Source organism: Nakamurella sp. PAMC28650 (genome assembly GCF_014303395.1).
Taxonomy (GTDB): Bacteria; Actinomycetota; Actinomycetes; order Mycobacteriales; family Nakamurellaceae; genus Nakamurella.
In genome coordinates, this window is record NZ_CP060298.1 from 889,630 (window position 1) to 916,143 (window position 26,514).

23 protein-coding genes and 1 pseudogene are annotated in these 26,514 nt (G+C 67.4%); 13 read left to right on the top strand and 11 right to left on the bottom strand.

Annotated features, from left to right (window positions below):
- Positions 1–129 precede the first annotated feature (129 nt).
- The 7 genes from H7F38_RS04045 to H7F38_RS04075 all read left to right on the top strand — a co-directional run bounded on the left by H7F38_RS04045 (position 130) and on the right by H7F38_RS04075 (position 8,661).
- On the top strand, positions 130–2,058 hold the full coding sequence (locus H7F38_RS04045) for a cellulase family glycosylhydrolase (protein WP_187092972.1): 1,929 nt from the start codon (positions 130–132) through the stop codon (positions 2,056–2,058).
- A gap of 125 nt (positions 2,059–2,183) precedes the next feature.
- Complete coding sequence (locus tag H7F38_RS04050) at positions 2,184–3,488, top strand: sugar ABC transporter substrate-binding protein (RefSeq protein WP_187092973.1); 1,305 nt, start codon at positions 2,184–2,186, stop codon at positions 3,486–3,488.
- Positions 3,485–4,471, top strand: coding sequence for a carbohydrate ABC transporter permease (locus H7F38_RS04055; protein WP_222618428.1), 987 nt, complete (start codon positions 3,485–3,487; stop codon positions 4,469–4,471). Before H7F38_RS04050 ends, H7F38_RS04055 begins: the two co-directional genes overlap by 4 nt.
- Before the next feature lie 13 nt (positions 4,472–4,484).
- The gene (locus tag H7F38_RS04060) at positions 4,485–5,378 is read left to right on the top strand and encodes a carbohydrate ABC transporter permease (protein WP_222618429.1); all 894 of its coding nucleotides are present in this window, start codon (positions 4,485–4,487) and stop codon (positions 5,376–5,378) included.
- 95 nt (positions 5,379–5,473) lie between these two features.
- Entirely contained in the window at positions 5,474–5,878 is a 405-nt protein-coding gene (locus H7F38_RS04065) for a YciI family protein (protein ID WP_187092974.1), read from the top strand.
- Positions 5,875–7,107, top strand: coding sequence for an RNA polymerase sigma factor (locus H7F38_RS04070; RefSeq protein ID WP_187092975.1), 1,233 nt, complete (start codon positions 5,875–5,877; stop codon positions 7,105–7,107). The genes H7F38_RS04065 and H7F38_RS04070 overlap by 4 nt, the downstream gene beginning before the upstream one ends.
- Before the next feature lie 93 nt (positions 7,108–7,200).
- The gene (locus H7F38_RS04075) at positions 7,201–8,661 is read left to right on the top strand and encodes a class I adenylate-forming enzyme family protein (RefSeq protein WP_187092976.1); all 1,461 of its coding nucleotides are present in this window, start codon (positions 7,201–7,203) and stop codon (positions 8,659–8,661) included.
- A gap of 99 nt (positions 8,662–8,760) precedes the next feature.
- Here H7F38_RS04075 and H7F38_RS04080 read toward each other — a convergent pair whose 3' ends face one another.
- The 5 genes from H7F38_RS04080 to H7F38_RS25445 all read right to left on the bottom strand — a co-directional run bounded on the left by H7F38_RS04080 (position 8,761) and on the right by H7F38_RS25445 (position 16,305).
- Positions 8,761–11,955, bottom strand: coding sequence for a glycoside hydrolase family 3 N-terminal domain-containing protein (locus H7F38_RS04080; RefSeq protein ID WP_187092977.1), 3,195 nt, complete (start codon positions 11,953–11,955; stop codon positions 8,761–8,763).
- A 183-nt stretch (positions 11,956–12,138) separates the two neighbouring features.
- On the bottom strand, positions 12,139–12,852 hold the full coding sequence (locus H7F38_RS04085; RefSeq protein WP_187092978.1) for a potassium channel family protein: 714 nt from the start codon (positions 12,850–12,852) through the stop codon (positions 12,139–12,141).
- On the bottom strand, positions 12,849–13,970 hold the full coding sequence (locus H7F38_RS04090) for a DUF1524 domain-containing protein (protein WP_187092979.1): 1,122 nt from the start codon (positions 13,968–13,970) through the stop codon (positions 12,849–12,851). Before H7F38_RS04090 ends, H7F38_RS04085 begins: the two co-directional genes overlap by 4 nt.
- Before the next feature lie 115 nt (positions 13,971–14,085).
- Positions 14,086–15,321 carry a trypsin-like peptidase domain-containing protein gene (locus H7F38_RS04095; protein WP_255498392.1) on the bottom strand — a complete coding sequence of 412 codons (1,236 nt, stop codon included), beginning with the start codon at positions 15,319–15,321 and terminating at the stop codon, positions 14,086–14,088.
- A gap of 123 nt (positions 15,322–15,444) precedes the next feature.
- On the bottom strand, positions 15,445–16,305 hold the full coding sequence (locus tag H7F38_RS25445) for an AI-2E family transporter (RefSeq protein WP_222618430.1): 861 nt from the start codon (positions 16,303–16,305) through the stop codon (positions 15,445–15,447).
- Between the two features lie 6 nt (positions 16,306–16,311).
- On the opposite strand from H7F38_RS25445, the pseudogene H7F38_RS04105 reads away from it, so the two are divergent.
- From H7F38_RS04105 to H7F38_RS04130, 6 genes and pseudogenes are all read left to right on the top strand, one after another.
- Positions 16,312–17,760 (top strand): annotated as a pseudogene (locus tag H7F38_RS04105) (peroxidase family protein); the annotation flags it as partial.
- 191 nt (positions 17,761–17,951) lie between these two features.
- Positions 17,952–18,530 (top strand): dienelactone hydrolase family protein, encoded by a 579-nt coding sequence (locus H7F38_RS04110; protein ID WP_187092983.1) that lies wholly within the window; start codon positions 17,952–17,954, stop codon positions 18,528–18,530.
- A gap of 72 nt (positions 18,531–18,602) precedes the next feature.
- Entirely contained in the window at positions 18,603–19,802 is a 1,200-nt protein-coding gene (locus H7F38_RS04115) for a Gfo/Idh/MocA family protein (RefSeq protein ID WP_187092984.1), read from the top strand.
- 60 nt (positions 19,803–19,862) lie between these two features.
- A complete protein-coding gene (locus H7F38_RS04120; protein WP_187092985.1) occupies positions 19,863–20,804 on the top strand; it encodes an endo alpha-1,4 polygalactosaminidase in 942 nt (313 codons plus the stop codon).
- 113 nt (positions 20,805–20,917) lie between these two features.
- Positions 20,918–21,550 carry a maleylpyruvate isomerase family mycothiol-dependent enzyme gene (locus H7F38_RS04125; protein WP_187092986.1) on the top strand — a complete coding sequence of 211 codons (633 nt, stop codon included), beginning with the start codon at positions 20,918–20,920 and terminating at the stop codon, positions 21,548–21,550.
- A gap of 71 nt (positions 21,551–21,621) precedes the next feature.
- Positions 21,622–22,347: a hypothetical protein gene (locus H7F38_RS04130; protein ID WP_187092987.1), complete on the top strand. Its 726-nt coding sequence runs from the start codon at positions 21,622–21,624 to the stop codon at positions 22,345–22,347.
- A gap of 11 nt (positions 22,348–22,358) precedes the next feature.
- Here the strand turns inward: H7F38_RS04130 and H7F38_RS04135 are convergent, their stop codons facing one another.
- The 6 genes from H7F38_RS04135 to H7F38_RS04160 form a co-directional block, all read right to left on the bottom strand.
- Entirely contained in the window at positions 22,359–23,177 is an 819-nt protein-coding gene (locus tag H7F38_RS04135) for a dienelactone hydrolase family protein (RefSeq protein WP_187092988.1), read from the bottom strand.
- Positions 23,178–23,249: 72 nt separating this feature from the next.
- Positions 23,250–23,774 carry a polyketide cyclase gene (locus H7F38_RS04140; protein WP_187092989.1) on the bottom strand — a complete coding sequence of 175 codons (525 nt, stop codon included), beginning with the start codon at positions 23,772–23,774 and terminating at the stop codon, positions 23,250–23,252.
- 19 nt (positions 23,775–23,793) lie between these two features.
- Entirely contained in the window at positions 23,794–24,507 is a 714-nt protein-coding gene (locus H7F38_RS04145; protein ID WP_187092990.1) for a VOC family protein, read from the bottom strand.
- A 48-nt stretch (positions 24,508–24,555) separates the two neighbouring features.
- Entirely contained in the window at positions 24,556–25,491 is a 936-nt protein-coding gene (locus H7F38_RS04150) for a hypothetical protein (protein ID WP_187092991.1), read from the bottom strand.
- Positions 25,488–26,195 carry a cytochrome b N-terminal domain-containing protein gene (locus tag H7F38_RS04155; RefSeq protein WP_187092992.1) on the bottom strand — a complete coding sequence of 236 codons (708 nt, stop codon included), beginning with the start codon at positions 26,193–26,195 and terminating at the stop codon, positions 25,488–25,490. Before H7F38_RS04155 ends, H7F38_RS04150 begins: the two co-directional genes overlap by 4 nt.
- Positions 26,182–26,361: a hypothetical protein gene (locus H7F38_RS04160; protein WP_187092993.1), complete on the bottom strand. Its 180-nt coding sequence runs from the start codon at positions 26,359–26,361 to the stop codon at positions 26,182–26,184. The genes H7F38_RS04155 and H7F38_RS04160 overlap by 14 nt, the downstream gene beginning before the upstream one ends.
- Between the last annotated feature and the right edge of the window lie 153 nt (positions 26,362–26,514).

A 26,514-nucleotide genomic window follows, 5' to 3' on the forward strand; every position in this document is an offset into this window, starting at 1 on the left:
CGACCCCACCGCCGTTGATAGTTGTCGGACAACCGACATCTGTCAAGTACTCTTGGGCGCCTTCACAGGCTTCTGTCATGGGACAACTGTCTTGTCTCACCCCACTCCCACGGAACGAGGAATCCATCCGTGGTGCAGCGACCCAACCTTCGCCTCGATACCCCCAGGCCCTGGCTGGGCCTCAACTTCTGGTCACGCAAGGGCGGCCCGTTCATGTGGCGCACCTACGACGACCAGCTCGTCCGTCAGGAACTGCAGGTCCTGGTCGACCACGGCATGACCGTGACCAGATCCTTCTTCCTCTGGCCGGACTTCCACCCGGCTCCGGACGTCATCGACGACCAGATGGTGGAGAACTACCGCCAATTCCTGGTGGCCTCGGAGGAGTTGGGGATCCCGACCATTCCCACGTTCATCGTGGGACACATGTCCGGCTCGAACTGGGATCCGGCCTGGCGCAACGGCCGTGACCTCTACCGTGACGGTTTCATGCTGGGGCAGCAGGCCTTCTTCATCAAGGAGATGGTGCGCCGGATCGGCTCCTCACCGGCGATCGCCGCCTGGCTGATCTCCAACGAGATGCCCTGGTACACCGGGCCCACCGACCGCGAGAGCGCCCGGGCCTGGTCCATCATCTGCACCAACGCGGTTCGGGCCGGTGGCTCGCAACGACCGGTGTCGCTGGGCGACGGGGTGTGGGCGCAGGAGGTGATCGGTACGGACAACGGTTTTCGCCTCCGCGACCAGGACGACACCACCGACTTCTTCGGGCCGCACTCCTACCCGATGGGTACCGACCAGACCCGGCAGCTGCAGCGCGCCGCATTCATCTGCGAGATGTCCCACCTGGGCAAGCCGGTCGTCCTGGAAGAATTCGGCGTGACCGACACGTTCGCCTCCGAGATCAATGCCGCCCACTACTACCGGCAGACCCTGCACACCTCGCTGCTGGCCGGCGCCACCGGGTGGATCGGATGGAACAACACCGACTTCGACATGGCCGAGGTCGAGCCCTACAACAGTCATCTGTACGAACTGACCTTCGGGGTCACCAGGCTCGACGGGACACCCAAGCAGGCGTTGCTGGAACTCCAGGAGTTCGGCAGGATCCTGGAAGCCGTCGACGTCGCGCGCTTGAACCGCACGGAGACCCGGACCGCCATCCTGTTCGCCGCGCACATCGACCTTGATCTACCGGTGGTCGATCTCTCCCACCGGGTCGACCGGGAGATGATGTCCGAGATCAGCTGGCACGCTTCGATTGCGGCAAAGATGGCCGGGCTCACGCCCGCCATCGTCCGCGAATCCGAAGGAATCCCGGATGCTCGACTGCTGATCGTGCCATCGAACAAGGCCGTCCTGGGTGCGACCTTCCCGACGCTGCTCGAACGCGCTCGCGCCGGAGCGCACGTGTACGTGTCGTGGTTCGCGGGCACCACGCCCAGTCAGCGCGGCGCCTGGTGGCCGGACATCGAACCGATCTTCGGTGCGCGCCATCGGTTGCGCTACGGGATTGCCGACCGGACGACCGACAGCGTGACCCTGACCTTCCGCGTCGGGCTCGGCGACCTCGCGCCGGGCGACACCCTGATCTTCCGGTCGGCCGGCCCCGAGTACGCGCGCTCGCACCTACCGCTGACCGTGACGGACGCGGACGTCATCGCGGTGGACGACGCAGGCGAACCGGCGCTGATCCGCCGCCGGATCGGGACGGGCTGCATCTATCTCGGCGCCTACCCACTCGAATACTTCGGAGCGGTGCGTCGCGATGCCCACGAGGACGACGAGGTGTTCCGGCTGTACGCGGCGCTGGCCGCGGAGGCCGGCATCGAGCCGGACGTGAAGGTTCCGCAGCCGCGGATCTACGTCGACCAACTCGAGCACGCCGACGGCACCCGCTACAGCTGGTTCGTCAGTACCGATCCGGACCCGGTGGTGGTCACCCCGCAGCCGGTCCCCGGCCGGACCCTGGTCGACGTGCGCAACGGCGAGGACCTGAGCACCTCCTTCGGCCTTCCCCCGTTCGGGGTGCGGGTCGCCATGCACTGCAGGGCATGACTTCGAGGTGAACTTCAGCGTGATCGCTAAGCTCCACGGGTACTGGCGAGACGAAGACGGCGTCCAGAACGGGGCGCCCGCCATCGTCGGCCCTGCTCGGGGTCGACCGCAACGCAGGAGGCACGGTGCACATCAGCAGGCGTCAATTCTTGGGTGCGGCAGGTGCCGCGGCAGCGCCCCTCCTACTGGCCGGCTGCGGCTTCACGACGTCGAACTCGGCCCCCGCGGCCAACAGCAATACGCTGACGTTCACGACCTGGGGCACGGACAGCGAGCTGGCCGGGTTCCGGTCGGTGATCGCCGGCTTCGAGAAGGCCAACGCCGGTTCGACGGTGGCGTTGAACGCAGTTCCCTACGCGCAGATGTTCACGAACATCGATGCCCAGCTCCAGGCCGGGAACCCGCCGGACATCTTCCGGGTGCCCTACTACACCTTCGGCCGGTACGCCGGCAGTGGTCAGCTGCTGGATCTGAGCCCACACGTGGACAAGTCCTTCGGCGATCGGTTCACCCCGGCCGCCTGGGCCGCCGTGCAGAACACGGCCAAGCCGTTCGGGGTGCCGCACCACACGGACACCTCGGCCATCCTCTACAACAAGGCGGCCTTCCAGGCTGCGGGCATCACCTCGGTGCCCACCACCCTGGACCAGGCGTGGACGTGGGATCAGTTCCAGCAGGTCCTGCAGACCCTGCGCAAGACGATGCCGGCCACCAAGTACCCGTTCGCCTACAACTGGCAGGGCAACGGGGTGACCCGCTGGCTCAGCTGGCTCTTCGAGGCCGACGGCCGTTTCCTGTCGCCCGATCTGATCACCCCGGCCATCGACTCCGCCGCCGGCCGTTCGGCGGTGGACTTCACGAAGGGCTTCTTCCCCCAGCGTCTCGTGCCGCCGAACAGCGCGGTGAAATCCTCGACCCTGGCTGCCGACCTCTGGTACTCCCAGACGACCGCGATGGTCTCGTCCGGCGCCTTCGCCATCCCGGATGCGACGAAGACCCTGACCTTCGACTGGGGCGCCACCTTCTCGCCGCGGAGGAGCAGGGCGGCCAGTGATTTCGGTGGCAATGCGTTGGTGGCCACCGCGAAGACGAAGCAGCCTGCACTGGCGGCCGCATTCCTGGACTACCTGACCCAGCAGGAACAGATGAACACGTTCTGCGCCGGAGCTTCGTTGTTGCCCACCCGCCGTGATCTGGTGGCGGGCGGTATCAAGTTCGCGGTGCGTCCGGAGCTGTCACCTGTCTTCATCGGGCAGGCGAGCACCGTGCAGGCGGCGGATTCGGGACAGGTTGCCTCACCCTCGATGTCGAAGATCATCACGGTCCTCAAGGACCAGTTGGAGCAGGCCTTCATCGGCGGCCAGAGCACCGACAAGACCGTCGCCGGCATCTCGGCGGGGATCGCCGCGGCGACGGCGCCGGCCAGGTGACCACCCGCCGGGAGATCGGCGGGGTCAGCGCGGACGTCTCCCTCGCAGCGTGGTCGGACGCCGCGGGGCCTCCTCCCGCCCGGCCGCCCGCGGACCCCCGTCGGAAACGCGCCGGTTTTGCCGGCGAATCAGCGACGGCCTACGCGTTCCTGGCGCCGAACATGTTGCTGCTGCTGGTCTTCGTCCTGCTCCCACTGGGTTGGGCACTGGTCGTCAGCCTGCAGCAGACCAATGGCTTCGGGGCCGGCACATTCGTCGGCCTGGCGAACTACGGTCACCTGTTCGGCGATCCGCTGTTCTGGCGGTCGACGCTGAACACGGTCCTGTTCACCATTATCGTCACGCCCCTGTCGATGGCGCTGGGTCTGGGCGTGGCGGTGCTGCTCAACTCGGTGCTTCCGGCGCGTGGACTGTTCCGCTCGATCCTGATCACGCCGATGGCCATCTCCGGCGTGGCCACCGCGTTGCTCGGGCTGTTGTTGTTCGACGAGAACAACGGGGTCCTGGACAAACTGCTGATGGCCGTCGGCCTCCCGGCGGTTTCCTGGCAGTCGGGCACCACGGCCGCTTTCGCGTCGGTGGTGCTGGTGACCCTGTGGTGGCGGGTCGGATTCAACATGCTCATCTATCTCGCCGGAATGCAGAGCATCGGTCCCGAGCTCTACGAAGCCGCCCGACTGGATGGAGCGGGTGCCTGGCAGCGCATCCGCTACGTCACGGTGCCGTTGGTCGGACCGTCGTCGTTCTTCCTGTTGATCCTGAACGTCATCTACTCCTTCCAGGTCTTCGACATCATCTTCGTGATGACCGGCGGCGGACCGCAGAACGCGACCTCGGTGCTCGTCACCTACGCCTACGACCAGGGTTTCGTCACCCGTGACCAGGGCTACGCCGCCGCCATCGGAATGGTGCTGCTGGTGCTCATGCTGATCTTCACGGCCGTCCAATGGCGCGTCAGCCGCAATCGGGATCTCGTCGAATGAAAGGCAGACAACGATGACGGACATCATCACCGGGCCGGACGCCGCAATGGCGCGGCGCACGGGAGCTGATCCCGCACGCCGGCGCCGCCGCCGGGAGCGGGGCGGCCGTGCGCTGCGGGTGACCGCCGCCGTCGTCATCAGCGTCGTGCTGGTGTTCCCGCTGTACTGGATGGTCGTCGTCGCATTCCGCTCCCGCGCCGATCTGCTGGCCGGTGTCCTGCGCCTGTGGCCGCGTGCGTTGACCCTGGAGAATTTCCGGCAGGTCTTCGCCTCCTTTCCGGTGGCCACCTGGTTCGGCAATTCCGTTGCCATTTCACTGGTGGTCGCGGCGATCACGGTGACCGTCAGCATGCTGGCCGGTTATGCCTTCGCCCAGTTGCGTTTCCGCGGTGCCGGCGTCCTGTTCCTGGTGTCGCTGGCCACGCTGATGATTCCGGTGCAGGTCATCATGGTGACGTTGTTCAAGCTCGTCACGACGTTCGGCCTGTACGGCAGTTACTGGGCGGTCATCCTGCCGACCTCCGCATCGGCGTTCGGTGTGTTCCTGGCCCGGCAGTTCATCCTGGCCATTCCGCGGGACCTCATCGAGGCGGCCCGGATCGACGGAGCCGGCCACCTGCGGGTCTTCGCCCGGATCGTGCTGCCATTGTCGCGGCCGCTGCTGGCGGTGCTGTTCTTCATGAGCGTGCTGCAGACCTGGAACGACTTCGCCTGGCCGTTGATCGCTCTGAAGCAGAACCAGCTCTTCACCCTGCCGATCGGACTGCTCTACCTCCAGGGTCAGTTCGGCTCGGACTACGGGGGGACGATGGCCTTCGCGCTGCTGAACGTGACGCCGATGGTGGTGCTGTTCCTGATCTTCCAGCGCTACTTCGTCCAGGGCTTCGCCCGCAGCGGCATCCGCTGACCGGGCCGCCGGCCGGACGTGTCGAGAATCGCGCCCCGGATTCGACCCAGGGGTGGAACGCGGCCAACAGGGCCGCGCCGCGAGAGGATCAAGCCATGCGATACATGCTGCTGCAGGCCTACGGCGGAGTCGAACTCGAGAACTGCGCGCCGATGGACGAATGGACGCCGGCCGAGGTGAGGGCGCATGTCGATTTCCAGCACTCCCTCAACGCCGAGCTCCTCGACCGCGGCGAGCTCGTCGACTCGCAGGGCCTGGCCGGCCCGGATGTCGCCAAGTTCGTGGTCTCCGATGGCGTCAACCCACCGAAGATCGTCGACGGGCCGTATCCGGAGTCCAAGGAGCTGCTGGCCGGCTACCGCCTGATCGACGTCGACGGTCTCGACCGGGCCGTGGAGATCGCGGCCCGGTCGTCGGCCGCACCCGGTCCCGGCGGAGTACCGATCCAGCAGCGGATCGAGGTACGCCAGGTGCTGGGCGCGCCCGATCCCGAGGTGTGAGGCCGCCGGACGTCGAGGGCCTGCTGCGGGGACTTGCTCCGCAGGCCCTCGGCGCCCTCGCCCGCCGGTACGGGAGGTTCACCGACGCCGAGGACGCGGTGCAGGAAGCTCTTGCCGCCGCGGCCGTGCAATGGCAGGCGGGGCTGCCCGACCAGCCTCTGTCGTGGCTCATCACCGTGGCTTCCCGCCGACTGGTCGACGAGTACCGCCGCACCGATGCCCGCCGACGCCGCGAGGAACTCGCCGCTTCCCTGACGGTGGACCGCGGATCGGTGCACGGGGAGGAGGCGATGTCCTCCTCGGACGACACGCTGGTGGTGCTCTTCCTGTGCTGCGACGACGTGCTCTCCCCGGCGCTGTCCATCCCACTGACGCTGCGTGCGGTCGCCGGCCTGACGACGCGTGAGATCGCCGCCGCCTACCTGGTGCCCGAGGCGACGATGGCGCAGCGCATCACCCGGGCGAAGGCCCGGCTGCGAGGCCGCCGTTTCGAGCTGCCGGTGGAGGTGGCCGGCCGGTTGCGACGCGTGTGCGAGGTGTTGTACCTGTTGTTCAACGAGGGCTATACGTCCTCCAGTGGACCGGATCTGCTGCGTGTGGACCTGTCGGGTGAGGCGATCCGGCTGGCCCGGATGTTGCGCGGGCAGGCGCCGCACGACCCCGAGGTCGCCGGGCTGCTGGCCATGATGCTGCTGACCGAGGCTCGTCGGGCGGGGCGCACGTCCCCCGGCGGGGCCCTCGTCCCGCTGGCGCTACAGGACCGCACCCGTTGGGACCGGTCGCTGATCCACGAGGGGATGCAGCTGCTCAACGCGACCCTCGCCGCCGGGCGGATCGGGGAGTACCAGCTGCTCGCGTCCATCGCGGCGTTCCACGACGAGGCCCCTTCGCATGTCGCGACCCGCTGGGGCGAGATCGCCAAGGCCTACGCGCGTCTGGAGTTGTTGACGGGCAACCCGGTGGTGCGCCTCAACCGCGCTGTCGCTGTCGCGATGGTGCAGGGCCCGGCCGCCGGCCTCGCCCTCCTGGAGGGACTGGAGCTGCGCGACTCCCACCGGCTGTACGCCGTCCGGGCCCACCTGTTGGAGGGCCTGGGTGACCTGACGGCGGCAGCGCAGTCGTACGCCGCGGCGGCGGCCCGCACCGACAATGCCCGCGAGCGCGACTACCTGGTCGAGCAGGCTGCGCGCGTAGCGTGCGTCCCCTGCCGGGAACCAGGTCGGGGGTGATCTGTCGGAGGTGATCTGATGGTGCACGGTGCACAGAGGCGCCGCTGAGCTCTCAGCCCGACACTGTCGTGACGGGCCAACAGGAGGACGAACGTGGAATACCTGCCGTGGAACCAGCCTGCCTCGCGTCTGGAGTCGGTCTGCGTCTGTGACGCCCGCCGCACGTTGACCTACCGCGAGATGGGCGATGCCGTGGACGCGGTTGCCGAGCAGCTGGCCGAGATGGGCGTCGGCCCAGGTGATGTGGTGGCGGTCATGCTTCCCAATCGGGTCGAGCTGCTGGTCGTGTTGCTGGCCGCCTGGCGACTGCGGGCCGCGGCGACACCGGTCAATCCGTCGTTCACCGCCACCGAGGCGGACTACCAGGTCGGCAACGCGGATGCGTCGGTGGTGGTGGGGGAGAGTGCGAGCACCCCGACGGCAGGACGTCCGCTGCTGACGGTCGACGAACTGCGCACCCGTGCCCTGGGAACGCTGCCCGCGCCGACCACCACGGCGCAGGACATCGCGTTGATCGTCTACACCAGTGGATCGACCGGCCGGCCCAAGGGCGTCCTGCTCGACCATGCCCGCCTGCAGTTCATGGCCTCGACGATGGGTGAGCACACCCGCATCGGCGCGGTCGAGGGTGTCGTAGAGCGCTGCCTGCTGGTGCTGCCGCTGTTCCACGTCAACGCGATCTGCGTCAGCTGGCTGGCGACCGCTCTGGCCGGCGGCGAGCTGATTCTCCTGCAGCGCTTCGAGCCCCGTGGCTTCCTGGATGCGATCGAGCAGTACCGACCCACCTATTTCTCGGCCGTACCGACCATCTACGCACGTCTGGCCGAGCTGCCGGGCGACGTGGTGCCGGACACGTCGTCCCTGCGGTTCGCGATCTGCGGTGCCGCGCCGGTCAGTCGGGAGCTGCTGACGGCGATCGAGCAGCGTTTCGGCATCGCCCTCGTGGAGGGCTACGGACTCACCGAGGGCACCTGCGCCAGTACGTGCAATCCCGTCGACGGCGAGCGGCGGATCGGGACGGTCGGGCCGGCCCTGCCCGGGCAGCGCATCGCCATCGCGGGGCCGGACGGTACCCACCTGCCGACCGGCGAGACCGGGGAGATCCTGGTGGCTGGTCCGAACGTGATGATCGGCTACCTCGGACTCCCGGAGGTCACCGCGGAGACGGTCGTCGACGGTTGGCTGCACACCGGCGACGTCGGGCGGCTCGACCAGGACGGCTACCTCACCATCGTCGACCGCATCAAGGACATGATCATCCGTGGCGGGGAGAACATCTACCCCAAGGAGATCGAGAACGTCCTGCACTCCTTCCCCGGTGTCCTGGAGGCCGCCGTGGTCGGTCGGCCGGACGAGCGCTACGGCGAGGTCCCCGTCGCCTACGTCGTCGCCCAGCCAGGCAGCCTGGTGACGTCCGAGGCGCTGCTCGAGCACTGCCGCATCCAGCTGACCAGGGTGAAACTCCCGGTGGCCATCAGCGTCTTGCCCCAGCTCCCCCGCAACGGGGTCGGAAAGATCGACAAGCTCTCACTGCGCCGGAGCACCCCGAACTGACCGACCGGGCTGCTCGACCCACTGGGCCCGGGCCCGGTCGGCGCAGGCCGCCGACCGGGCCGTCGGAGGCCCCGTTCGAGCCGGATCAGGTGGGCCGGATCAGGGCGAGACCGCCAGGGCGACCATCCGCGCCTTGATCAGCCCGGTGATGGCCTGGACCGGGTGCCCGCCGGCGATGTCGTGATCGGCACCGGAGGTCAGCGACGCCGTCGCACTCATCGCCGCCGAACCACCGTCGACGATCGCCCGCTGCGCGAGGTCTCGAGCCACCGAGACCAGCACGTCCTGCTGGACGAAGCTGAACTTCCGGCCGTCGGACATCACCCCGGCCAGCGACTTCAACCGGTCGAGCAGTTGATCGGCGTTCCGGGTCGAACCGTCGGCGGCCCAGTTGCGCTGCGACAGAACGACATCCAATGAACGGACCGCGCCGGCCGCGCCGCTCTGCCGCTCGAGTTGATCGCGGAGCACCTGGAGCCGATTGCGGTCCGGGTCGGTACGCAGACCCCAGCCGTACGGGAACAGCGGGTCGTAGTTCTTGTCCCCCAGGTTCATCGGCAGCTGGGATTCGGCCTTGACCCACGTCACCGGAAGGCGCCCGGTGAACGGCCGGTTCCCGAACAGCACATCGGCCACCCCGGCGCCCTCGGTACCGGGCAGCCACGAGGCCACCACGGCGGTCGCCTCCGGGACGATACCGGTCAGGTCCAGCGGCCGGCCGGAGACGTCCAGCACGACGCATCTCATTGCGCCGCAGACCGTGTCGACCGCGTTCCGGTCGGCCACGCTGAGCTGCAGGCCGTGCCCGTTCACGCCGACGTCACCCATGCCCTCGGCGTAGGGAGTGTCGCCGACCGCGACGATCCCGACGGTCGACCCTGCCGTGGGAGTGGCCGCCGTCGCAGAGTAGGTCACCGTGGCATGCGGAGCGACCTGCCTGATTCCAGCGAGAATCGATGTGCCACCTGGGATTTCACCGCTCTGGCCCTGCCACGTGAGCGTCCAGCCGCCGGACTGGTTGCCGACGTTGTCGGCGAGCGACCCGGCGACGTAGATCCTGGCGTTCTTCGCCAGCGGCAGGAGGTTCCCGCTGTTCTTGAACAGCACCTGCGATTCCGCCACCGCCCGCCGGGCCACCGCACGGTGCGCAGCTGACCCGATCGTCGATGCGTTCGACCGGTCCGCCATCGGATGGTCGAAGAGGCCGAGCGCGAACTTCTGCGTCAGGATCCGGGCGACGGCGTCATCGATCCTGGCGGTCGAGACGTCCCCGCTCGCATTCAGGGCGGTCAGATCGGAGATGAAGGTCGCATAGTTGTTCGGCACCATGATCATGTCCAGGTCGGCGTTGATCCCGATCTTGACGTCGCTCTTGTAGTCAGGGCCGATCTGGTCGATCGCGGCGTAGTCGCTGATGACGAATCCCTTGAATCCGAGCTGGTTCTTCAGCACACCGGTGATCAGGTCGGCCCTGGCGTGCATCTTGATCGGCGCGGTGTCCTGGCCCAGGATCTGCAGGCTCGAGTACGACGGCATCACCGATCCGACACCTTTGTCGACCGCGGTCTTGAAAGGCGCCAGGTACAGGGCGTTCAACTGGGCCGGGGTGGCGTAGGTGACCCCCTGGTCGATCTTGTAGTCGTTGGTGGTGGAGGAGCCGTACTTGGTGCCGCCGTCGCCGAGGAAGTGCTTGGCGGTGGCCAGCACGCTGGTCTTCCCGGCCAGGTTGCCGTTGCCCTGCAGGCCGTCGATGACGGTCTCCATCTGGCTCACCAGCGACGGGTCCTCGCCGAACGACTCGTAGCTGCGGCCCCAGCGTTCGTCGCGGGTGACGCAGACACAGGGTGCGAACGCCCAGGGGATGCCGGTCGCCCTGGTCTCGGTCGCCGTCACCACGCCCTCCTGCCGGGCCAACGCCGGGTCGCGGGTCGCTCCCATGCCGATGTTGTGCGGGAAGAGCGTTGCGCCGGAGAGGTTGTTGTCCCCGTGCACCGAATCGATGCCGTAGATCAAGGGGATCTGCAGAGGGGTGCTCAGGGCCTGCGTCTGGTAGCCGTCGACCATGTCCGCCCAGGCTGCAGGTGTGTTGGGGGTGGGCACCGAGCCGCCGCCGGACAGCAGCGACCCCAGCGCGTACCTGGTGATGTCCGTGCCGTCACCGACCGCGGCCCGCTCGGCCTGGGTCATCTGACCGACCTTCTCCGCCAGCGACATCCGCTTCATCAGATCGGCGACCCTGGCCGCGACGGGCAGCTTCCGGTCCAGATACGGCAGCCCGTGCGCGTTGATCACCACCACCGGGGACGGCCCGACGAGGGTCGCATCCGCCGACGAGAGGTTCACCGGAATGCTCTTCGATTCACCCGCCGGCGTTCCCGCCGAGGTCGGTACCGCGATGGTTTCCACGGTGAGGGCAGTACTTCCGGCCGGGAAGGTCACCGCCCCGGAGGCGGCGGTGAAATCTGTTCCGGTGACGGCGGTACCACCACCCAAGCGGTAGCTGACCGACACCGGGGCCGTCAGGAGGACGCCGGACGCCAGGAGCAGTTTCACCCCGACGGAGGCGCTCTGGCCGGCGTTCACCAGGTAGGTGCTGCTGGTGGCGGAGAACTTGGCGGACGAATGCCCGTAGAGGCTGAACTCGTCGAACACCAGATGACCACTGGCGCCGGACGGCAGATTGACGGCAAAACCCCACATGGACGTCAGGTCGAGCACGCCGTCCGAAGGAGCGCCCGGCGGCTGGTAGTCGCCTCTTCTGACGAGGCCGGCGAACGGCTCCAGCACCTGATGCCAGCCAGCGGCGGTGTCGGTGAAGAATCCCTGCCACAGTTCGGAATGGCTGGCGTCGGCGCCGCCGTCCTTGATCTCGTACTCGACCTTCTGCCCGGAGCCCGTTCCTTCCACCCAGAAACTGAAGCCGCCGAACGGGCTCCAGTCCTGGGCGGCGGAGAGGTCGTAGCTGAAACCGCCGTAGCCCCCGACGGTGTAGGGAACATCCAGCGCATGGTTGTCCGCAACGGCACCCGGGAGGTCGGCGGCGGCGGCGACGGCGAGCTTCGGGATGCTGGCGGCGTCGGAGCCGAACCCGAACAGCCCCGGGGTCCCGGTGCCGAGGGGGACGCTGCCCTCGAAGTTCTCGATCAGCGGCAGCGGCCCCGAGACAGCCGCCGCGGGTGGCGCTGCGGCCACCGTGACCAGGGACAGGACCAGGATGGCGGGACTGATCGCCGCCACCTTGCGGCGAAGTTTTCCGGTGAGGGCCCGGTAGTGACGGGAGCGATTTCTGTTCATCGAAGGCGCACCTCTCTGTGCGATTCTCTGTGCGATTCCACAACGAAACGGCGAGTCTGTTCTGCCGTCACTGGCACGGAGCAGCGTAACCATGTGACTACAACGGGTCAATGATTTGCAGAGTCCCTTCCGGAACAGCCGAACAATTCGACGAATTACTCCCCAAGGTCCGGAATGCCGGTTTTATCCCGGCGGCCGTAGTTGTTCTCGAAGGGCGACCATTTCCAGGCGAAGAGCATGCACGTCGGCTGCGGTGGCTGCGCGGGATTCGGTCTCCACTTCCCGGACCCGGTCGATGAGCCAGCTGGCCACCGTGGCCGTCACCACACCGATCAATGCGATACCGGTGAGCATCAGCCCCACGGCGATCAATCGTCCCTCGGCGCTGACGGGGTACAGATCGCCGTAGCCGACTGTCGTGACGGTGCTCACCGCCCACCACAGCGCATCACCGAAGGTGGTGATGTTTGCTCCCGCTCTCGTGCGTTCGGCGTCCAGCACCGCAAGGGCCGCACAGAAGATCACCGTCGTCGCAGCGCTGCCCACGTACACCGCCACCCGGCCGCGAAGAGACTTCGCACCACGCCGGTTCAGCATTTTCAGCAGCACCAGTAGACGCAGCAGACGCAGCGGGCGCAGCATCGGGACCGCCAACATGATGAGGTCCGGCAGATGCCGGAGGAAATACCGTGCCCGCCTCTCGGCCAGCCACAGCCGCGTCAGGTAGTCGACGATGAATGCCGACCACGTCACGTACAGGACGATTTCACAAGTCGTTCGCACGCCCTGACTGGCTCCGCGGTCCAGGATCGGCGTCGCGTACGCCGCGAGGACGATGACTGCGGCGGTGACCAGCGGCCATTCGACCCCCCGCTCCCACGAGGACAATCGAGTCATCGGAAGAAGACGGCGACGCCGTGGTGGTGCGAGCACGCTCCCTGGTGGTGGGCGGCGTAGGAATAGGTCCCGTCGTTGCACCGAGCCGTCGCCCCGGCCGGTGGTGCATCGACGGGTGGTGCATCGACGGGTGGCGGTGGCGGTGGGGTCGTCTCCGGCAACGACTGGGTGGCCGTCGGCAGCGGTGCGGGCCGTGGAGTCGCAGGCGCCGCTGTGGTCGCAGGCGCCGCTGTGGTCGGCGAGAGGTGGGACGTGGTCATCGATACCGACAAGAGGGGTGTTCCGGTCTCGGTGGGTGCGCTCTGGCCCGTGCAGAGGGTCAGGACGCGGACGATGGCGTCGTGTTCGGCTGCAGTGATCCAGAATCCGTAGCGGGCCTTCACCGCGACCTGCCGGGCGACATACGCGCAGCGGTAGGACTTGTTCGGCGGCAGCCAGGTCGCGGCGTCGCCGTCGCCCTTGGCGCCGTTCGTGGGCCCGTCGACGGCCAGTAGCTCCAGCGGATCATTCGCGAGGTCGGTCCGGCTCTGGGCGGTCAGGTGCTGCGCTCCGGTCTGCCAGGCATCACCGAGAGGGACGACATGATCGATCTGGATCGTCGACGACGTCGTATTGCCACGGCTGAACACGATGCGGTGGGCGGTGTACGGGTCGATCAGTACGCCACTCATCACCACGCAGTTACCGGTGCCGCCCTTGATGACGACGTCGGTCAGGTCTCGGCGCAGGATGTCGTTCCTGGTATCGCATCCATTGTGTCCCAACGGATTTCGGTTGTCATCGGTCCATGCCTGCCCGAACTGCGCGCGGCTGTAGTTGGTCATCGGAGCGCGGCCCTTGATGGGCAGCTGTGCCAGCAGCACCAGGGCGGTTCCGGTGACCGACTGCGCGGGGCTCGTCGTTCCCGTGGGACTGCTGAGATCCGATGTCACCAACGAGGTGGGTGGCGCACTGCTCACCGGGGCCGGGGCCGGGGCCACGCTGGTCGCGGTCGTGGAACTGACTGCGGCAGTGACCGTCGTGATGCCGGGAACGGGTGCGGCCGCCGGCGTCGGACCGCATGCGGTGAGGGCGATGCTGACGCTGCACAGAACAGCGCCGAGGGTGCGAACACGCATGATCATCGGTTCTTCCAGAGGGGGACGAGGTATGAGGGCGAGGATTCATCTGCGGGGGTCGCGTCAGCTCGTCCGGGTCACAAATCGATATGCACGGGACCGCGCTCCCGTTCGGTCAACAACTGGTGTGAGTCGAGCCGTTGTAGGGCTGAGCACCGTCCATCCGCCACGTGCCGTCGTCCTGCTGGACCATTCTGAAGACGAGGGTCCAGTTGTCGCAGGTGTCGCCGTCGGGGCCGTTGGCAGCGGTCTGCAAGCTGTTGAACGTCAGATCCACGTCCACGGTGGTGGCGTCGACGATCCGGGCGCCGATGATGTTGATGTTGGAGTCGTAGCTGGTGTGCAGCCCCTTCTCGAATCCCGGTTCACCGCCGGGGGACTGCTGGTCCGGGGCCAGGGCGCTGTAGGCGGCGGCGTAGTCGCCGGAGTCGATTCCGCCGAAGTACAGATTGAAGGTGGCTACGATTCCACCGAGTTGGGCGCTGCTGACCGAACCCGGGGGTGGAGCGGGGACGATGGACGGTTGTTGCGAGGGTCCCAGCGGGTTCTGGCAGCTGGCCGGCGCCTGCGCGGTCGGCGTCGCCGCCCATTGGCGGTCGGCCGCACTGGCCTGGCCGGCCGGGATGGCGAACCCGATGCCATTGGCGTTGGTGGCCAGGGCGTCCACCAGTCCGACCACCGATCCGTCGGAGGCCAGAAGTGGTCCGCCGCTGTTACCTGGATTGAGTGGGGTATCCGTCTCGAGCAGGCCGGTGCGAGCGCGGCCGTTGACGGTGATCTGGCGGTCGAGGCCACTGATGTCGCCGTGGGTGAGGGTGATCGGGCCGCCGATCGGGAAACCGATGGCGGCGACGGGATCACCGACGTTCGCGGCACCGGTGGAGAAATGGAACTGATAGCCGTCGATGGGTTGGTCGGCCCGCACGAGGGCCAGATCGGTGGAGGGGTCGGACCCGATGACGGTGCCGGTCGTGCGCTGGGTTCCGTTGATCAGGCTGACGACGGCCGAGTCGGCGACCACGTGGTCAACGGTGGCGATCAGTGTGGGAGACAGCAGGAATCCGGTGCCGACTCCCGAATCGGTGCAGCTGACCGTCTCGATCCGGATCACGCCGGACTGCTCGTTCTTGTAGATGGTCGCGAAATCGAGCGTCGGCGCGGTCGTCGGCGCAGCGGTCACTGTTCTGGTGACCACCGGGATGGTCGGGATCGTCGTGGCAGCCGCGCGACTGGAGGTGCTGACGGAAGTGGAGCTGACCACCACCCGGCCGGCGGCCGGGCTGCCCGCCGTCAGATGAGCGCAGGCGCCGACACCGAGCAGCAATGCAGCAATGAGAGCAAGCCCGGGCATGACTTTCACGGCACTACCTCTCGACATAGGCCCGGCGCGACACCCCAGGGCCTTACGTCTGAAGGTAGTGGCCTGGCCCGAGCCCCGGAATGGTCCAAGGTCCTCACAAGTCCCGGGCGTGGATCAGGCCTTGTCCAGTCGCGGGATCCAGACCTCGCGGATGATCAGCAGGACGGCTGCCGCGACGGGGATGGCGACGAGCGCCCCGATGATGCCCAGCAGAGCGCCGCCGATCAGGACGGCCACGACGGTGGCGAGCGCGGGGACCTCCACGGCACGGCCGATGATGCGAGGCACCAGGAAATAGTCCTCCAGGAATCGGTAAATGACGAAGAATGCGATGGTGCAAAGACAAAGAGGTAGTGAAACGGTCAAGGCCGCCGCCGCGACGATCAGTCCCGCGATGGTGGAGCCGACGACCGGCACGAGGTCGAGCAGCGCGACCATGATCGACAGCAGCGCGGCGTAGGGAATGGAGAAGATCATCAGCCAGCCGAAGGTCAGAGCGCCGGCAATGGCGGAGATCACCAGGTTGCCCAGGACATATCCGCCGACCTTGGCCAGGATGTCGTCGCCCATCAGAATGGCCCGGGGGCGCCGGGTATGGGGCACCATCCGGTAGGCCAGGGCACGGATGCGCGGCATGTCGGACAGGAAGTACGCGGTCAGGACGAGGACGATGACGGTATTCGTGACCGCCCCGAACACCGCTCTGCCGGCCCCGAGAATTCCGTCCAGGCTGCCGGATCCGGGGGAGTTGACGGCGCCCTGGAGTTTGTCGATCAGATGGAAGCGGTCGTTGAGCTGACCGACGAAAGAACTGTGATCCTTCAACCGGTTGAGATAGTCCGGCGCGTTGGCGACCAGTTGCTGACCCTGGGTGATGACGGCAGGGATAGCGGCGGCAATGAATCCGCCGAGGACGCCGATGATGGCCAGCAACATGGTGATGACGCCGAGCCAGCGCGGAAATCGGTGGTTCACGAGCCCCGGATGGCGATGAACGACGAGGAGACGGTGGCGCTGGTCGCGGGCGGGCATACGTTCGGCAAGACCCACGGTGCGGCCGACCCGAATCTGTACGTGGGTCCGGAACCCGAGGGTGCGCCGCTCGAGGAGCAGGGCCTGGGTTGGAAGCAGAGCTTCAACACCGGCAAGGGCCGGGACGCGATCACCAGTGGGCTGGAGGTCACCTGGAACTCGACCCCAACCACTTGGGACCAGAGCTATCTGGAGAATCTGTACGCCTACCAGTGGGAGCTGACCAAGAGCCCGGCCGGTGCGCACCAGTGGCAGCCCAAGGGCGGCGCCGGCGCCAACAGCGTCCCCGACCCGACGGACGGCTCCCTGAGCCGCCCCCCGACGATGCTGACCTCGGACCTCGCGCTGATCGTCGACCCGATCTACGAGCCGATTACCCGCCGCTTCCTGGCCAACCCGGACGAGTTCGCCGACAAGTTCGCCCGCGCCTGGTTCAAGCTGACCCACCGCGACATGGGCCCGATCCAGCGTTACCTCGGACCGCTGGTCCCGGACGAGACGCTGATCTGGCAGGACCCGGTCCCCGCCGCCGACCACGAGCCGATCGGCGCCAACGAGATCGGCAACCTCAAGAGCCTGATCCTGACTTCGGGACTGACTGTCTCCCAGCTGGTGTCGACCGCATGGGCGTCGGCGTCGACGTTCCGTGGGAGCGACAAGCGGGGCGGCGCCAACGGCGCCCGCATCCGCCTCGAGCCGCAGCGCAACTGGGAAGCCAACGATCCGGAGTCCCTGGCGCAGGTGCTGCGGACACTGGAAGGGATCCAGACGTCCTTCGCCGGGCAGGTCTCGCTGGCGGACCTGATCGTGCTGGGCGGGTGCGTCGGTGTCGAGCAGGCGGCCCGGAACGCCGGCCATCAGGTGAGCGTCCCGTTCACCCCGGGTCGGACCGATGCCTCCCAGGAGCAGACGGACGTGGAGTCCTTCGCTGCGCTGGAGCCGAAAGCGGATGGTTTCCGCAACTACCTCGGGAAGGGAAACCAGCTGCCGGCCGAGTACCTGCTGATCGACCGGGCCAACCTGCTGAACCTGAGCGCACCCGAGATGACGGTGCTCGTCGGCGGTCTCCGCTCGATCGGCGCCAACGTCCAGCACTCCCCGGTCGGCGTCCTCACCTCGACGCCCGGGTCGCTGAGCAACGATTTCTTCGTGAACCTCATCGACATGGGGACCACCTGGAAGCCCAAGGCCGACGACCAGGACCTCTTCGAGGGCCGTAACGGCGCCGGCGAGGTCATCTGGACCGGTAGCCGTACCGACCTCGTCTTCGGGTCGAACTCGGAGTTGCGCGCGCTGGCCGAGGTCTACGCGAGCGACGATGCGAAGGACAAGTTCGTCACCGACTTCGTCGCGGCCTGGGACAAGGTCATGAACCTGGACCGGTTCGATCTCGTCTGATCCACCGGTTCGTCTGATCCGAGCCTGACGAAAGCGTCCAGGTCCGCCCGCCCGGGTGGACCTGGACGCTTTTTCCGTGCGTCAACCGGGCTCGACGCCGATGTCCGGGAGATGGACAAGCCCCGGTCGGACATTCCATAATGTTCGCTCGTCAGGGGAAATGTCGGTTCACCAGGGGAAGCGAGACCACGATGGCAGAAGTGTTGCTGTTTCACCATGCTCAGGGGCTGACCGCCGGGGTGGTGGACTTCGCAGCCGAACTGCGCCGGGCCGGCCACACGGTGCACGTGCCGGATCTCTACGAGGGCCACATCTTCCAGAACCTGGAGGACGGGGTCGGTTTCGCCTCGAAGACCGGGTTCGACACGATCAGGCAGCGCGGTCTCGCGGCCGCCGACGACCTCGGTGAATCGCTGGTCTACGCAGGCTTCTCGCTGGGTGTGATGCCGGCCCAACAGCTGGCGCAGACGCGTCCCGGCGCCAAGGGGGCCCTGCTGTTCCACTCCTGCGTGCCGGTGTCGGAGTTCGGCGCAGCGTGGCCGGCCGGGGTGCCGGTCCAGATCCACGGCATGGACGCCGACCCGTACTTCGCCGGTGAGGGCGACATCGACGCGGCCCGCGAGTTGGTCGCCTCCACCGATCAGGCCCAGCTGTTCGTCTATCCCGGTCGGGAGCACCTTTTCGCCGACTCGTCGTTGCCGTCGTACGACCAGGCCTCGGCTGACCTGCTGATCGGAAGAGTGCTGGAGTTTCTCGACGGGATCCGTTGACCCGGGGGCATCACACTCTCGGTATCCACGGGAGGGACCGCGAGACGACCCAACTGCGAAAGGGCAAACCCTGTGTCAGACCAGGACCTGAGGATCGGCGTCATCGGCGTCGGGCAACGCGCGGCCCTGGCGCGGTTGGTCGCAACACCCGGATCTGGCGCCAGGGTGGCGGGCTGCGCTGATCCACGCCCCGGCGCAAGCGCCCATGCAGCAGAGCTTTTCGGTCCCGAGGTCCCGGTTTTCGACGACCACCGGGAGCTGCTCGGGCAGAACCTCGACGCAGTGATGGTCTTCACCCCGGACGACGGCCACCGCACACCCGTGCTGGCGGCGCTGACGGCTGGGGTGGCGGTGTTCGTGGAGAAGCCGCTCGCCATCTCGACCGACGACTGCGACGAGATCCTGCAGACGGCCAGAACATCCGGCTCCCGGCTCTACGTCGGGCACAACCTGCGGCATCTTCCCCTGCTCCGCCGGATGAAGGAACTGATCGACGAGGGCGTCATCGGTCAGGTGAAGTCGATCTGGTGCCGACACTTCGTCGGTCACGGCGGTGACTACTACTTCCGCGACTGGCACGCCGATCGGAGCCACACCCTCGGGCTGCTGCTGCAGAAGGGCGCCCACGATCTGGACGTCATCCACTGGCTCGCCGGGGCCCCGTCGCAGCAGGTGGTGGCGATGGGCGAGCTACAGGTCTACGGCAACGAGGACCGCCGCCGGTCGACGCCAGAGCCGCCCGGGGCGGTGATGGCCGACTGGTTCGACGCACGACAGTGGCCGCCGACCGAATTGGACCGGCTGAACCCGGTGGTGGACGTGGAGGACCTCTCGATGATGCTCAGCCGCCTGACCAACGGCGTCCTGGCCAGCTATCAGCAGTGCCACTACACACCCGACTACTGGCGCAACTACACCGTCATCGGTGACAGCGGCCGGATGGAGAACTTCGGCGATACCGTCGGCGATCCGTCCGGGACGATCAAGGTCTGGAACCAGCACAGGTCCGGATACCGGGAGGACGCCGACCTGAGCATCACCATCCGGGCCGACGAGGGCAGCCACGGTGGCGCGGACGCCGCCATCGTCTCCGAATTCCTCCGATTCGTTCGCGCCGGTGGCGCCACCGACACCTCCCCGGTCGCCGCCCGTGACGCCGTCGCCGCCGGGGTCGCCGCCACCCGGTCCCTGCGATTGGGGAGCGTCCCGGTCGACATCACCGCACTGCCAACGGATCTGGTCGATTACTTCGCTCGAGGTCAGACCCGCTGAATCCGAGAGCGCCCGGCTGATCGGATCAACCGCTACCCTCCACGGGAGGTATCGGATTCGATGACCGCAGGGGAGCAGCGCATCAACACCACACCGGGCATCAGGAGGTCGCCGTCTCGGCGGCATGTCGGCGTGCTGCTCCTGGCCCTCGCGCTGGCCGTGGGCGGCTGCGCGGGGCTGCGCGCGACTCCGTCGTCCGCGCAGCTCGTCTCGGTTGCGACGCAAGCGGTCTCGGATGCCTCGCAGGCGGCGTCGAGGACATCGACGTCCACGCCCGTCCTCCCGCCCGCGCACGGACGTTTCAGCTACCAGATCGGTGGCGCCTACGCAGTGCCCGCCACGGTGACGATCGTGGATCGGGACCGCGCGGCGCGGGCCGTCATGGGCAAGTACTCGATCTGCTACGTGAATGCCTTCCAGGCTCAGCCTGATGCGGTGGGCTGGTGGACCCGGAATCATCCGAACCTGTTGTTGCGCCGCGCGTCCGGCTCACTGATCGTCGACACCGCATGGGGTGAGCCGTTGCTGGACATCTCCACGCCGCAGAAGCGGACGTCGCTCATCGGGATCGTGGGCGCCTGGATCGACGGGTGCGCCAGCGCCGGCTACCAGGCCGTCGAAGCCGACAACCTCGATTCCTACACCCGCTCGGAGCATCACCTCACCCTGGCCGCGGCCCTGGCCTTCAGCACGTTGCTCACCGCACGAGCCCATCAGCGCCATCTGGCGATCGCCCAGAAGAACGGGGCCGAGCTGGCCGCCGCGGCGCGACGGTCCGGGTTCGATTTCGCCGTGGCCGAGGAATGCCAGGTCTACACCGAGTGCGATTCCTACACGAGGGTCTACGGCCCTCACGTGATCGAGATCGAATACACCGACACCCCCGGCTCCGCGTTCACCGAGGCGTGCCGACTGCGTGGGCACAGCATCTCGGTGGTACTGCGCGACCGCGACGTCACCCCGGCCGGGGATCCGCAGCACGTCGAGAGTTGGTGCCCGTAGATCAGTTATGCGGGTCCTGTCGATTTCGGCTCCGGTCGGCCGTCTTGTCGGTAGGCGGACGACCTCGTCCCTGCGCCGCACCGGCGCTTTTCGTGAAGGAGCATCTGGAAGACATGTCGAACAGCACCTGGGACCTGATCCACGCCGAACGTCACCGATTGATCGAGGACCTGCAATCCTTGAACGACCAGCAGTGGCGCGCCGCGTTCCTCTGTCCGGAGTGGGACGTACAGCAGGTGCTCGCGCATCTGGTGGCTCTCACGAAGCAGACACCACCGAAGTTCTTCGCCAAGTTCGCGGCGTCGGGCTTCCGGTTCGAACGGATGGCCGCCAAGGACGTCGCCCGGGAGAGTGCCGGTACGCCCGCGCAGACGCTGGCCGAGTTCACCGCGCACGTCGGCGACAGTTCTGCTCCCCCCGGCCCGGTCGATTCCTGGCTCGGTGAGGTGGTGGTGCACGGGGCGGACATTCGCCGGCCGTTGGGCATCGCCTACAGTCCGCCCGTCGCCACCACGCGGCAGGTGGCGGACTTCTACAAGAACTCGAACCTGTTGATCGGGGCGAAGAGCCGCATCTCCGGAGTGAAGATGATCGCCACCGACACCGACTGGTCGCACGGCAGCGGCGCCGAGGTTCGCGGACCCATCCTTTCGTTGGTGCAGGCCATGACCGGCCGTGTCGCCGCCGTCGCCGACCTCACCGGCGACGGGGTCGGGACGCTCCGGTCGAAGATGCCACGCGCCTGACGAGAACCCTGTCGGTGAGCCGGATCTGATGTCGAATTCGGAATCGTACCAAGCGGAACTACGATGACGTGATGAGCGAAGCCGACGTCAACTTCTATTTCGATCCGGTCTGCCCGTTCGCCTGGATGACCAGCAAGTGGGTCAGACTTGTTCAGGCGCAACGCTCCTACACCGTCGACTGGCGGTTCATCTCGCTGCGGCTGCTCAACTCCGCCGTCGACTACGACAGCCACTTTCCCGCCGGGTACGAGGCGGGACACACCGCCGGGCTGCGGTTGTTACGCGTTGCGGCGCGGGCGCGCGAGGAACACGGCGGCGCCGCCGTCGGCCGGCTGTACGGCGCGCTGGGAACCCGCATCTTCGACAGCACGCCGGACCTGCCCGGTAGCGACGGCAGCCATCGCGGGACCCGGGAGTTCCTCGAACCGGCGCTCGACGAGGCGGGCCTGCCGATGGATCTGGCCGACGCCCTGGAGGAAGCCTCCTACGACGCCGAGATCCGCCGGGAGACCGATGAAGCCCTGGCGCTCACCGGGAAGGACGTCGGTACTCCGATCATCCAGTTCCGGCCGCCGGCGGGGGTGGCCTTCTTCGGCCCGGTGATCAGCCGGCTACCCAGCCAGGAGCAGGCGGGCCCGTTGTGGGACCACGTGATCGGGCTGGCCTCGTTCCCCGGGTTCGCCGAGTTGAAGCGGAGCCTGAGGGAGCAGCCGCAACTCCGTAGCTTCGGCGTCGACACCGAAACGGCCGGCGTCCAGGAGGACTGGCACGGCGGGAGCAGACGCCTCAAGAAGTAGGCCCGGCCGGCTCACTCCCGGACTTGGCCGGCCAGGCTCTTGCGCAGGAACGCCACGACCTTCTCGCGCGTGGCGTAGGCGGAGTTCGGCGGGGTCTCGCGGACCTCCCCCGTCAGGACGGAATGGGCCGAGGACTTGTAGCCGTCCGGGTTACCGGCCGAACTGTCCAGCACGACGAGCTCGATGGCATCGCCGAAGGTGTCCGCGTAGGCGGCGAAACGCGCGGGGGCGACCGCCTTGTCCTCGCTGAATTTCAGGCCCATCAGGCACAGCCCGTTTCCGGTGCGCTCGACCACGGTCGACTTCTCGGCCGGCGACAGTCCGATGTCGATCCGCCGGGCGTCGCCGAGGGGAAGCGGAACGCTCGGCTGGCTCATCACCGCGGCCAGCACCGACTCGTGGACGGCGGTGGCCAGTGCGAATCCACCGGTGAAGCACATCCCGACGACACCGACTCCCGGCCCGGTGGTCCGGGCGTTGAGATCGGCGGCGAGTGCCCGGAGGAACTTCGAGATCGGTCGCTCGCTGTTGGCTGCGAACGCTTTCATCTCTTTCGAGACGCACAACTTGGCGATGGTGGAGAACGTGTAGAAACCGGAAACCGGCTTGCCGGGCGTCCCGAACAGCGAGGGAATGGCCACGCTGAAGCCGGCCTCGACGAGGTGATCGGCGAAGCCGAGGACCTCGGGACTCATTCCGGGCACCTCGGGGATGACGACGACGCCCGGGCCGCCACCGGCCGGGGACTTCGCGTAGACGTCGTACGTCATGCCGGCCGCGGTGAACGGGGTGGCCGTCCAGCCGGACAGCGTGCTGCTCGGAGCGGTCATGGTGAACCCTTCGGAAGATCGGTGGTCGGCGGACATACGCCTCGATCATAGGAAAGTCGGTGGGCGGATGTGTCACCGGCGCGGAGGGCGGGGGCCGGGCGGCCGCGCCGTCCGCTCGGCGAGCTGCTGGAGGTTGAGCAGTTGCCGGCGCGCCATCACGAGGTCGCCGAGCGAGACGAACGGCGCGAGCAGAGCGCCTCGTGCCATCACGATCTTGAGCAGCAGGCGGGTGGAGTCGCCGGCCGGCACCAGCACGTAGGACATCACCGCCCCCACGATCCGAGCCGTGAGCTGTTGGGCCGGGTCGACCGAGAGAATGCTGCCCTGAGGTCGCCCGGCCACCGTCGTGAAGTGTTCGCCGACAACAGGTTCCGCTATCTGGCGCAGATCCTGCGGCGAACGTCGTCCGAGATTGTCGATCCAGTCGTAGGAATACGGAGCAATCCTGATCTGGGTGACCCACGGCCACACCTGCGCGGGCGATGCCCGCACGGTGACCCCCCGCCAGGCCTGCAGCACGGGGGCGACGACGACGTCGTCGCAGGGGTAGTGACGGGCGACCTCCTCGTCGCTCACGCCCCACCGGTCGCCGATCATCGCCGCGCCCTCGACAACATCAAAGGGTCAGGTCGAGCGGGTGGCCGGCCGGATCGGCGAGGGTGCGGAACTGCTTCCCGTCGCCGTTCAGCACGGTCGCGCCCAATTCGACGGCGTGCGCCTGGACCGCATCGAGGTCGTCCACGACGATGTCCAGATGGGCCTGCTGCTGGTGAGCCGGGTCGGGCCACTGCGGCCGGTGATAGTTGCTGATCTGCTCAAACATCAGGTTCTTGCCATCACCGGAGACCAGGCCGCCCTCGGGACCTTCGTAGGTCACCTCCATGCCGAGCAGGTCGGCGTAGAAGTGGGCCAGTGCCGACGCGTCGGGCGCATCGATCGTCACCGCGTAGAGCCCCATCACCGGGCCGACGCCCTCCCGCCGGCAGATGTCGAACGGGTGCCCGGCCGGATCGGCCAGGGTGACCCAGGTCGGACCCTCGGCCAGGCGGGTGGCGCCGAGACCGACGGCTCGTTCGGCTGCCTCCTGGTAGGCGTCGATCAGCAGGTCGAGATGGAAGTGCTGGGGGTGCTCCTGACCCGGCCACTGCGGCGGGATGTGATCGTCCGAGGGCTGCAGCCCGATCTCCTGGCCGTCGCCCGTCCTGATGTTGGTCCAGCCGCCGTCGTTCCGGACGATCTCCCAACCCGTGAGATCGACCCAGAACTTGGCGAGTGTTTCGGTGTCCGCCGCGTCGAACGCGACGAGCTCGAGCCTTGCGGTCGCTGTCATGCGCCCATCGTGCCGCCGATGACCGACAGTCGCATCCCGTGGTGCCGGTCATTTCCGCCAGATGAGTTTGTACACCCCCAGGCGCCTGGGCAGTGAACGTAGACCGGGGATGAAGGGCAGGAAGATGAAGACGACGGTCAGCAGCATCATCAGCCCCCACACCAGCGCATCGGCATTGGAGGAGGTGGAGAACGGCTTGATCTGATACCAGAAGGTGTAGAGCCACATCCACGGCTGCCCGGGATAGTTGCCGCTCTCGTTCATCATTCCCCACTGATCGCCACCGAGATTCTCGGCTCTGGCCTGATCCGAGAGGTAAGCGCCGTCCGCGAGCAGCAGCATGGGTTTGGTCTGATCGCTGCTGTAGAAGCTGTTGCCGGTCAGCTGGCTCTGCAATCCTCCGCCCCGGGCCAACGTCAGGAAGCGGCCGGCCAACAGCGGGACCGGTCCGTAGGCTCCGGCCGCCACCGCGGCAGGACTGCCGTCCGGGGTGGCCGCCAACGCATCTGCATAGGCCGAGGCCCAGGTGGTCTGCTGGTCGCCGCTGGCGGCGGACCAGGTTGTCAGCGCCGTGGTCAGCGGTGCATCGCCGGTCACGCTGGTCAGCGGATCCAGGACCAGGTCTTTGGCACTGTCGACCGGGATCTTCACGCCGGCCAGCTTCTGCAGGCCCAGGGGTCCCAGCTTCTGGCCGGGACTCGCGGAGTTGTACGGTCCGCCGTATCCGGCACTGGTACTGGTGCCGGCCAGCTCAGCGGTCGCGGTCGCGACGACATCGTTCGGAGCCTGCTGGGCCCAGTCGGCCAGGCTGATCGCCGGTCGGTCGGGCGAGGAGAAGACGGCGGCGAGCGCCAGGGACAGGACCAGGATGATCCCGAGGGCGATGCTGAACTCCTTGACCAGGTCGTAGGACCGGGTGGGGAACGAATGTGAATCGGGCGTCTTCGAGGACGGCGGCGGCCGACGGCGCGTGGCGGTGGTCATGACTTCACCGTCACGACGGGCACGACGGGCGTGGTCGCCACCGGTCCGAGCGGTGGGAGATCTGCGGTGGACAGCGGATAGTCCTCAGGCCGGGCGTCGAACGGCGGAACCACTCCGTGTCGGCGGACGAGAATGATGTGCAGCCCGACCAGTACCCCGACGATCAGCGGGAGCAGCGACACGTGGAATAGCAGCATCTGGCCCGAGTTCAGGACGTTGAACTGGCTGCCGATGCCGACGGCGTTGAGGCCGTCCTTGGCCTGCCCGGCGATCCACTGCGAGTCGAAGTTCGACTGCGAGAGGTAGCCGGTGAAGGCCGTTCCGATCGAGCCCATGAAGGCGACGGCGCCGGTGATCCAGGTCAGGGCCCGCTTCCCGCGCCACGCGGCCATGAAGAACTTGCCCCACAGATGGACCACCATCGTGGCGAAGAACAGTTCGACACTCCACAGGTGGACCGAGTTGACGAAGTGGCCCAGTGCCGAGACGTGCCACCAGCCCGCGCCTTCGACGGCCAGGGCGACGCCCGAGGCGATGACGACGATCAGGGATGCCAGGCAGGCCACCCCGAACACGTAGATCCAGGACCGCACGTAGGCCGGCTGCCGATCGGGCAGCCACTGCCCGGGTGGGACCGTCTTGACCGCCCGTTCACGGAGGCGGACGGTCCAATTCCTGGAAACCTGCTTCTCAGTGCTGGACATCGGACACTCCTTCGGAATCCTCGTGGCCACGCGGGAAGGGAAGGACCAGGGCCAGGACCAGTGCGATCACCATCAGAGCGATGATCAACAAATTGGCGAGAGAGATCTGGACGACCCCCATCCGGACGTAGTGGGTCTGGGCGATGAGCACCGTGGACGCATTCATCTCAGAAACTCCTCAGAGTTCGTGTTTCTATCACTATGGCGGACAGGCAATCTGGGAGAAACGTCTCACGGAGCTGTGCCGAACCGCAGAGTCGAACGTCCCTAATCGGTCGGGACCATCGCCTGGCGGAGTTGCCAGCCGCGTTCGGTGGCG

Coding starts and splice junctions, on each gene's coding strand:
- H7F38_RS04065 (WP_187092974.1), top strand. CDS start 5,474: ATGCGATACATGCTGCTGCAGGCCTACGGCGGAGTCGAACTCGAGAAC.
- H7F38_RS04095 (WP_255498392.1), bottom strand. CDS start 15,321: ATGCCCGGGCTTGCTCTCATTGCTGCATTGCTGCTCGGTGTCGGCGCC.
- H7F38_RS04085 (WP_187092978.1), bottom strand. CDS start 12,852: ATGACTCGATTGTCCTCGTGGGAGCGGGGGGTCGAATGGCCGCTGGTC.
- H7F38_RS04080 (WP_187092977.1), bottom strand. CDS start 11,955: ATGAACAGAAATCGCTCCCGTCACTACCGGGCCCTCACCGGAAAACTT.
- H7F38_RS04090 (WP_187092979.1), bottom strand. CDS start 13,970: ATGCGTGTTCGCACCCTCGGCGCTGTTCTGTGCAGCGTCAGCATCGCC.
- H7F38_RS04060 (WP_222618429.1), top strand. CDS start 4,485: ATGACGGACATCATCACCGGGCCGGACGCCGCAATGGCGCGGCGCACG.
- H7F38_RS04125 (WP_187092986.1), top strand. CDS start 20,918: ATGTCGAACAGCACCTGGGACCTGATCCACGCCGAACGTCACCGATTG.
- H7F38_RS04130 (WP_187092987.1), top strand. CDS start 21,622: ATGAGCGAAGCCGACGTCAACTTCTATTTCGATCCGGTCTGCCCGTTC.
- H7F38_RS04145 (WP_187092990.1), bottom strand. CDS start 24,507: ATGACAGCGACCGCAAGGCTCGAGCTCGTCGCGTTCGACGCGGCGGAC.
- H7F38_RS04140 (WP_187092989.1), bottom strand. CDS start 23,774: ATGATCGGCGACCGGTGGGGCGTGAGCGACGAGGAGGTCGCCCGTCAC.
- H7F38_RS04110 (WP_187092983.1), top strand. CDS start 17,952: ATGGCAGAAGTGTTGCTGTTTCACCATGCTCAGGGGCTGACCGCCGGG.
- H7F38_RS04160 (WP_187092993.1), bottom strand. CDS start 26,361: ATGAATGCGTCCACGGTGCTCATCGCCCAGACCCACTACGTCCGGATG.
- H7F38_RS04120 (WP_187092985.1), top strand. CDS start 19,863: ATGACCGCAGGGGAGCAGCGCATCAACACCACACCGGGCATCAGGAGG.
- H7F38_RS04150 (WP_187092991.1), bottom strand. CDS start 25,491: ATGACCACCGCCACGCGCCGTCGGCCGCCGCCGTCCTCGAAGACGCCC.
- H7F38_RS04135 (WP_187092988.1), bottom strand. CDS start 23,177: ATGACCGCTCCGAGCAGCACGCTGTCCGGCTGGACGGCCACCCCGTTC.
- H7F38_RS04155 (WP_187092992.1), bottom strand. CDS start 26,195: ATGTCCAGCACTGAGAAGCAGGTTTCCAGGAATTGGACCGTCCGCCTC.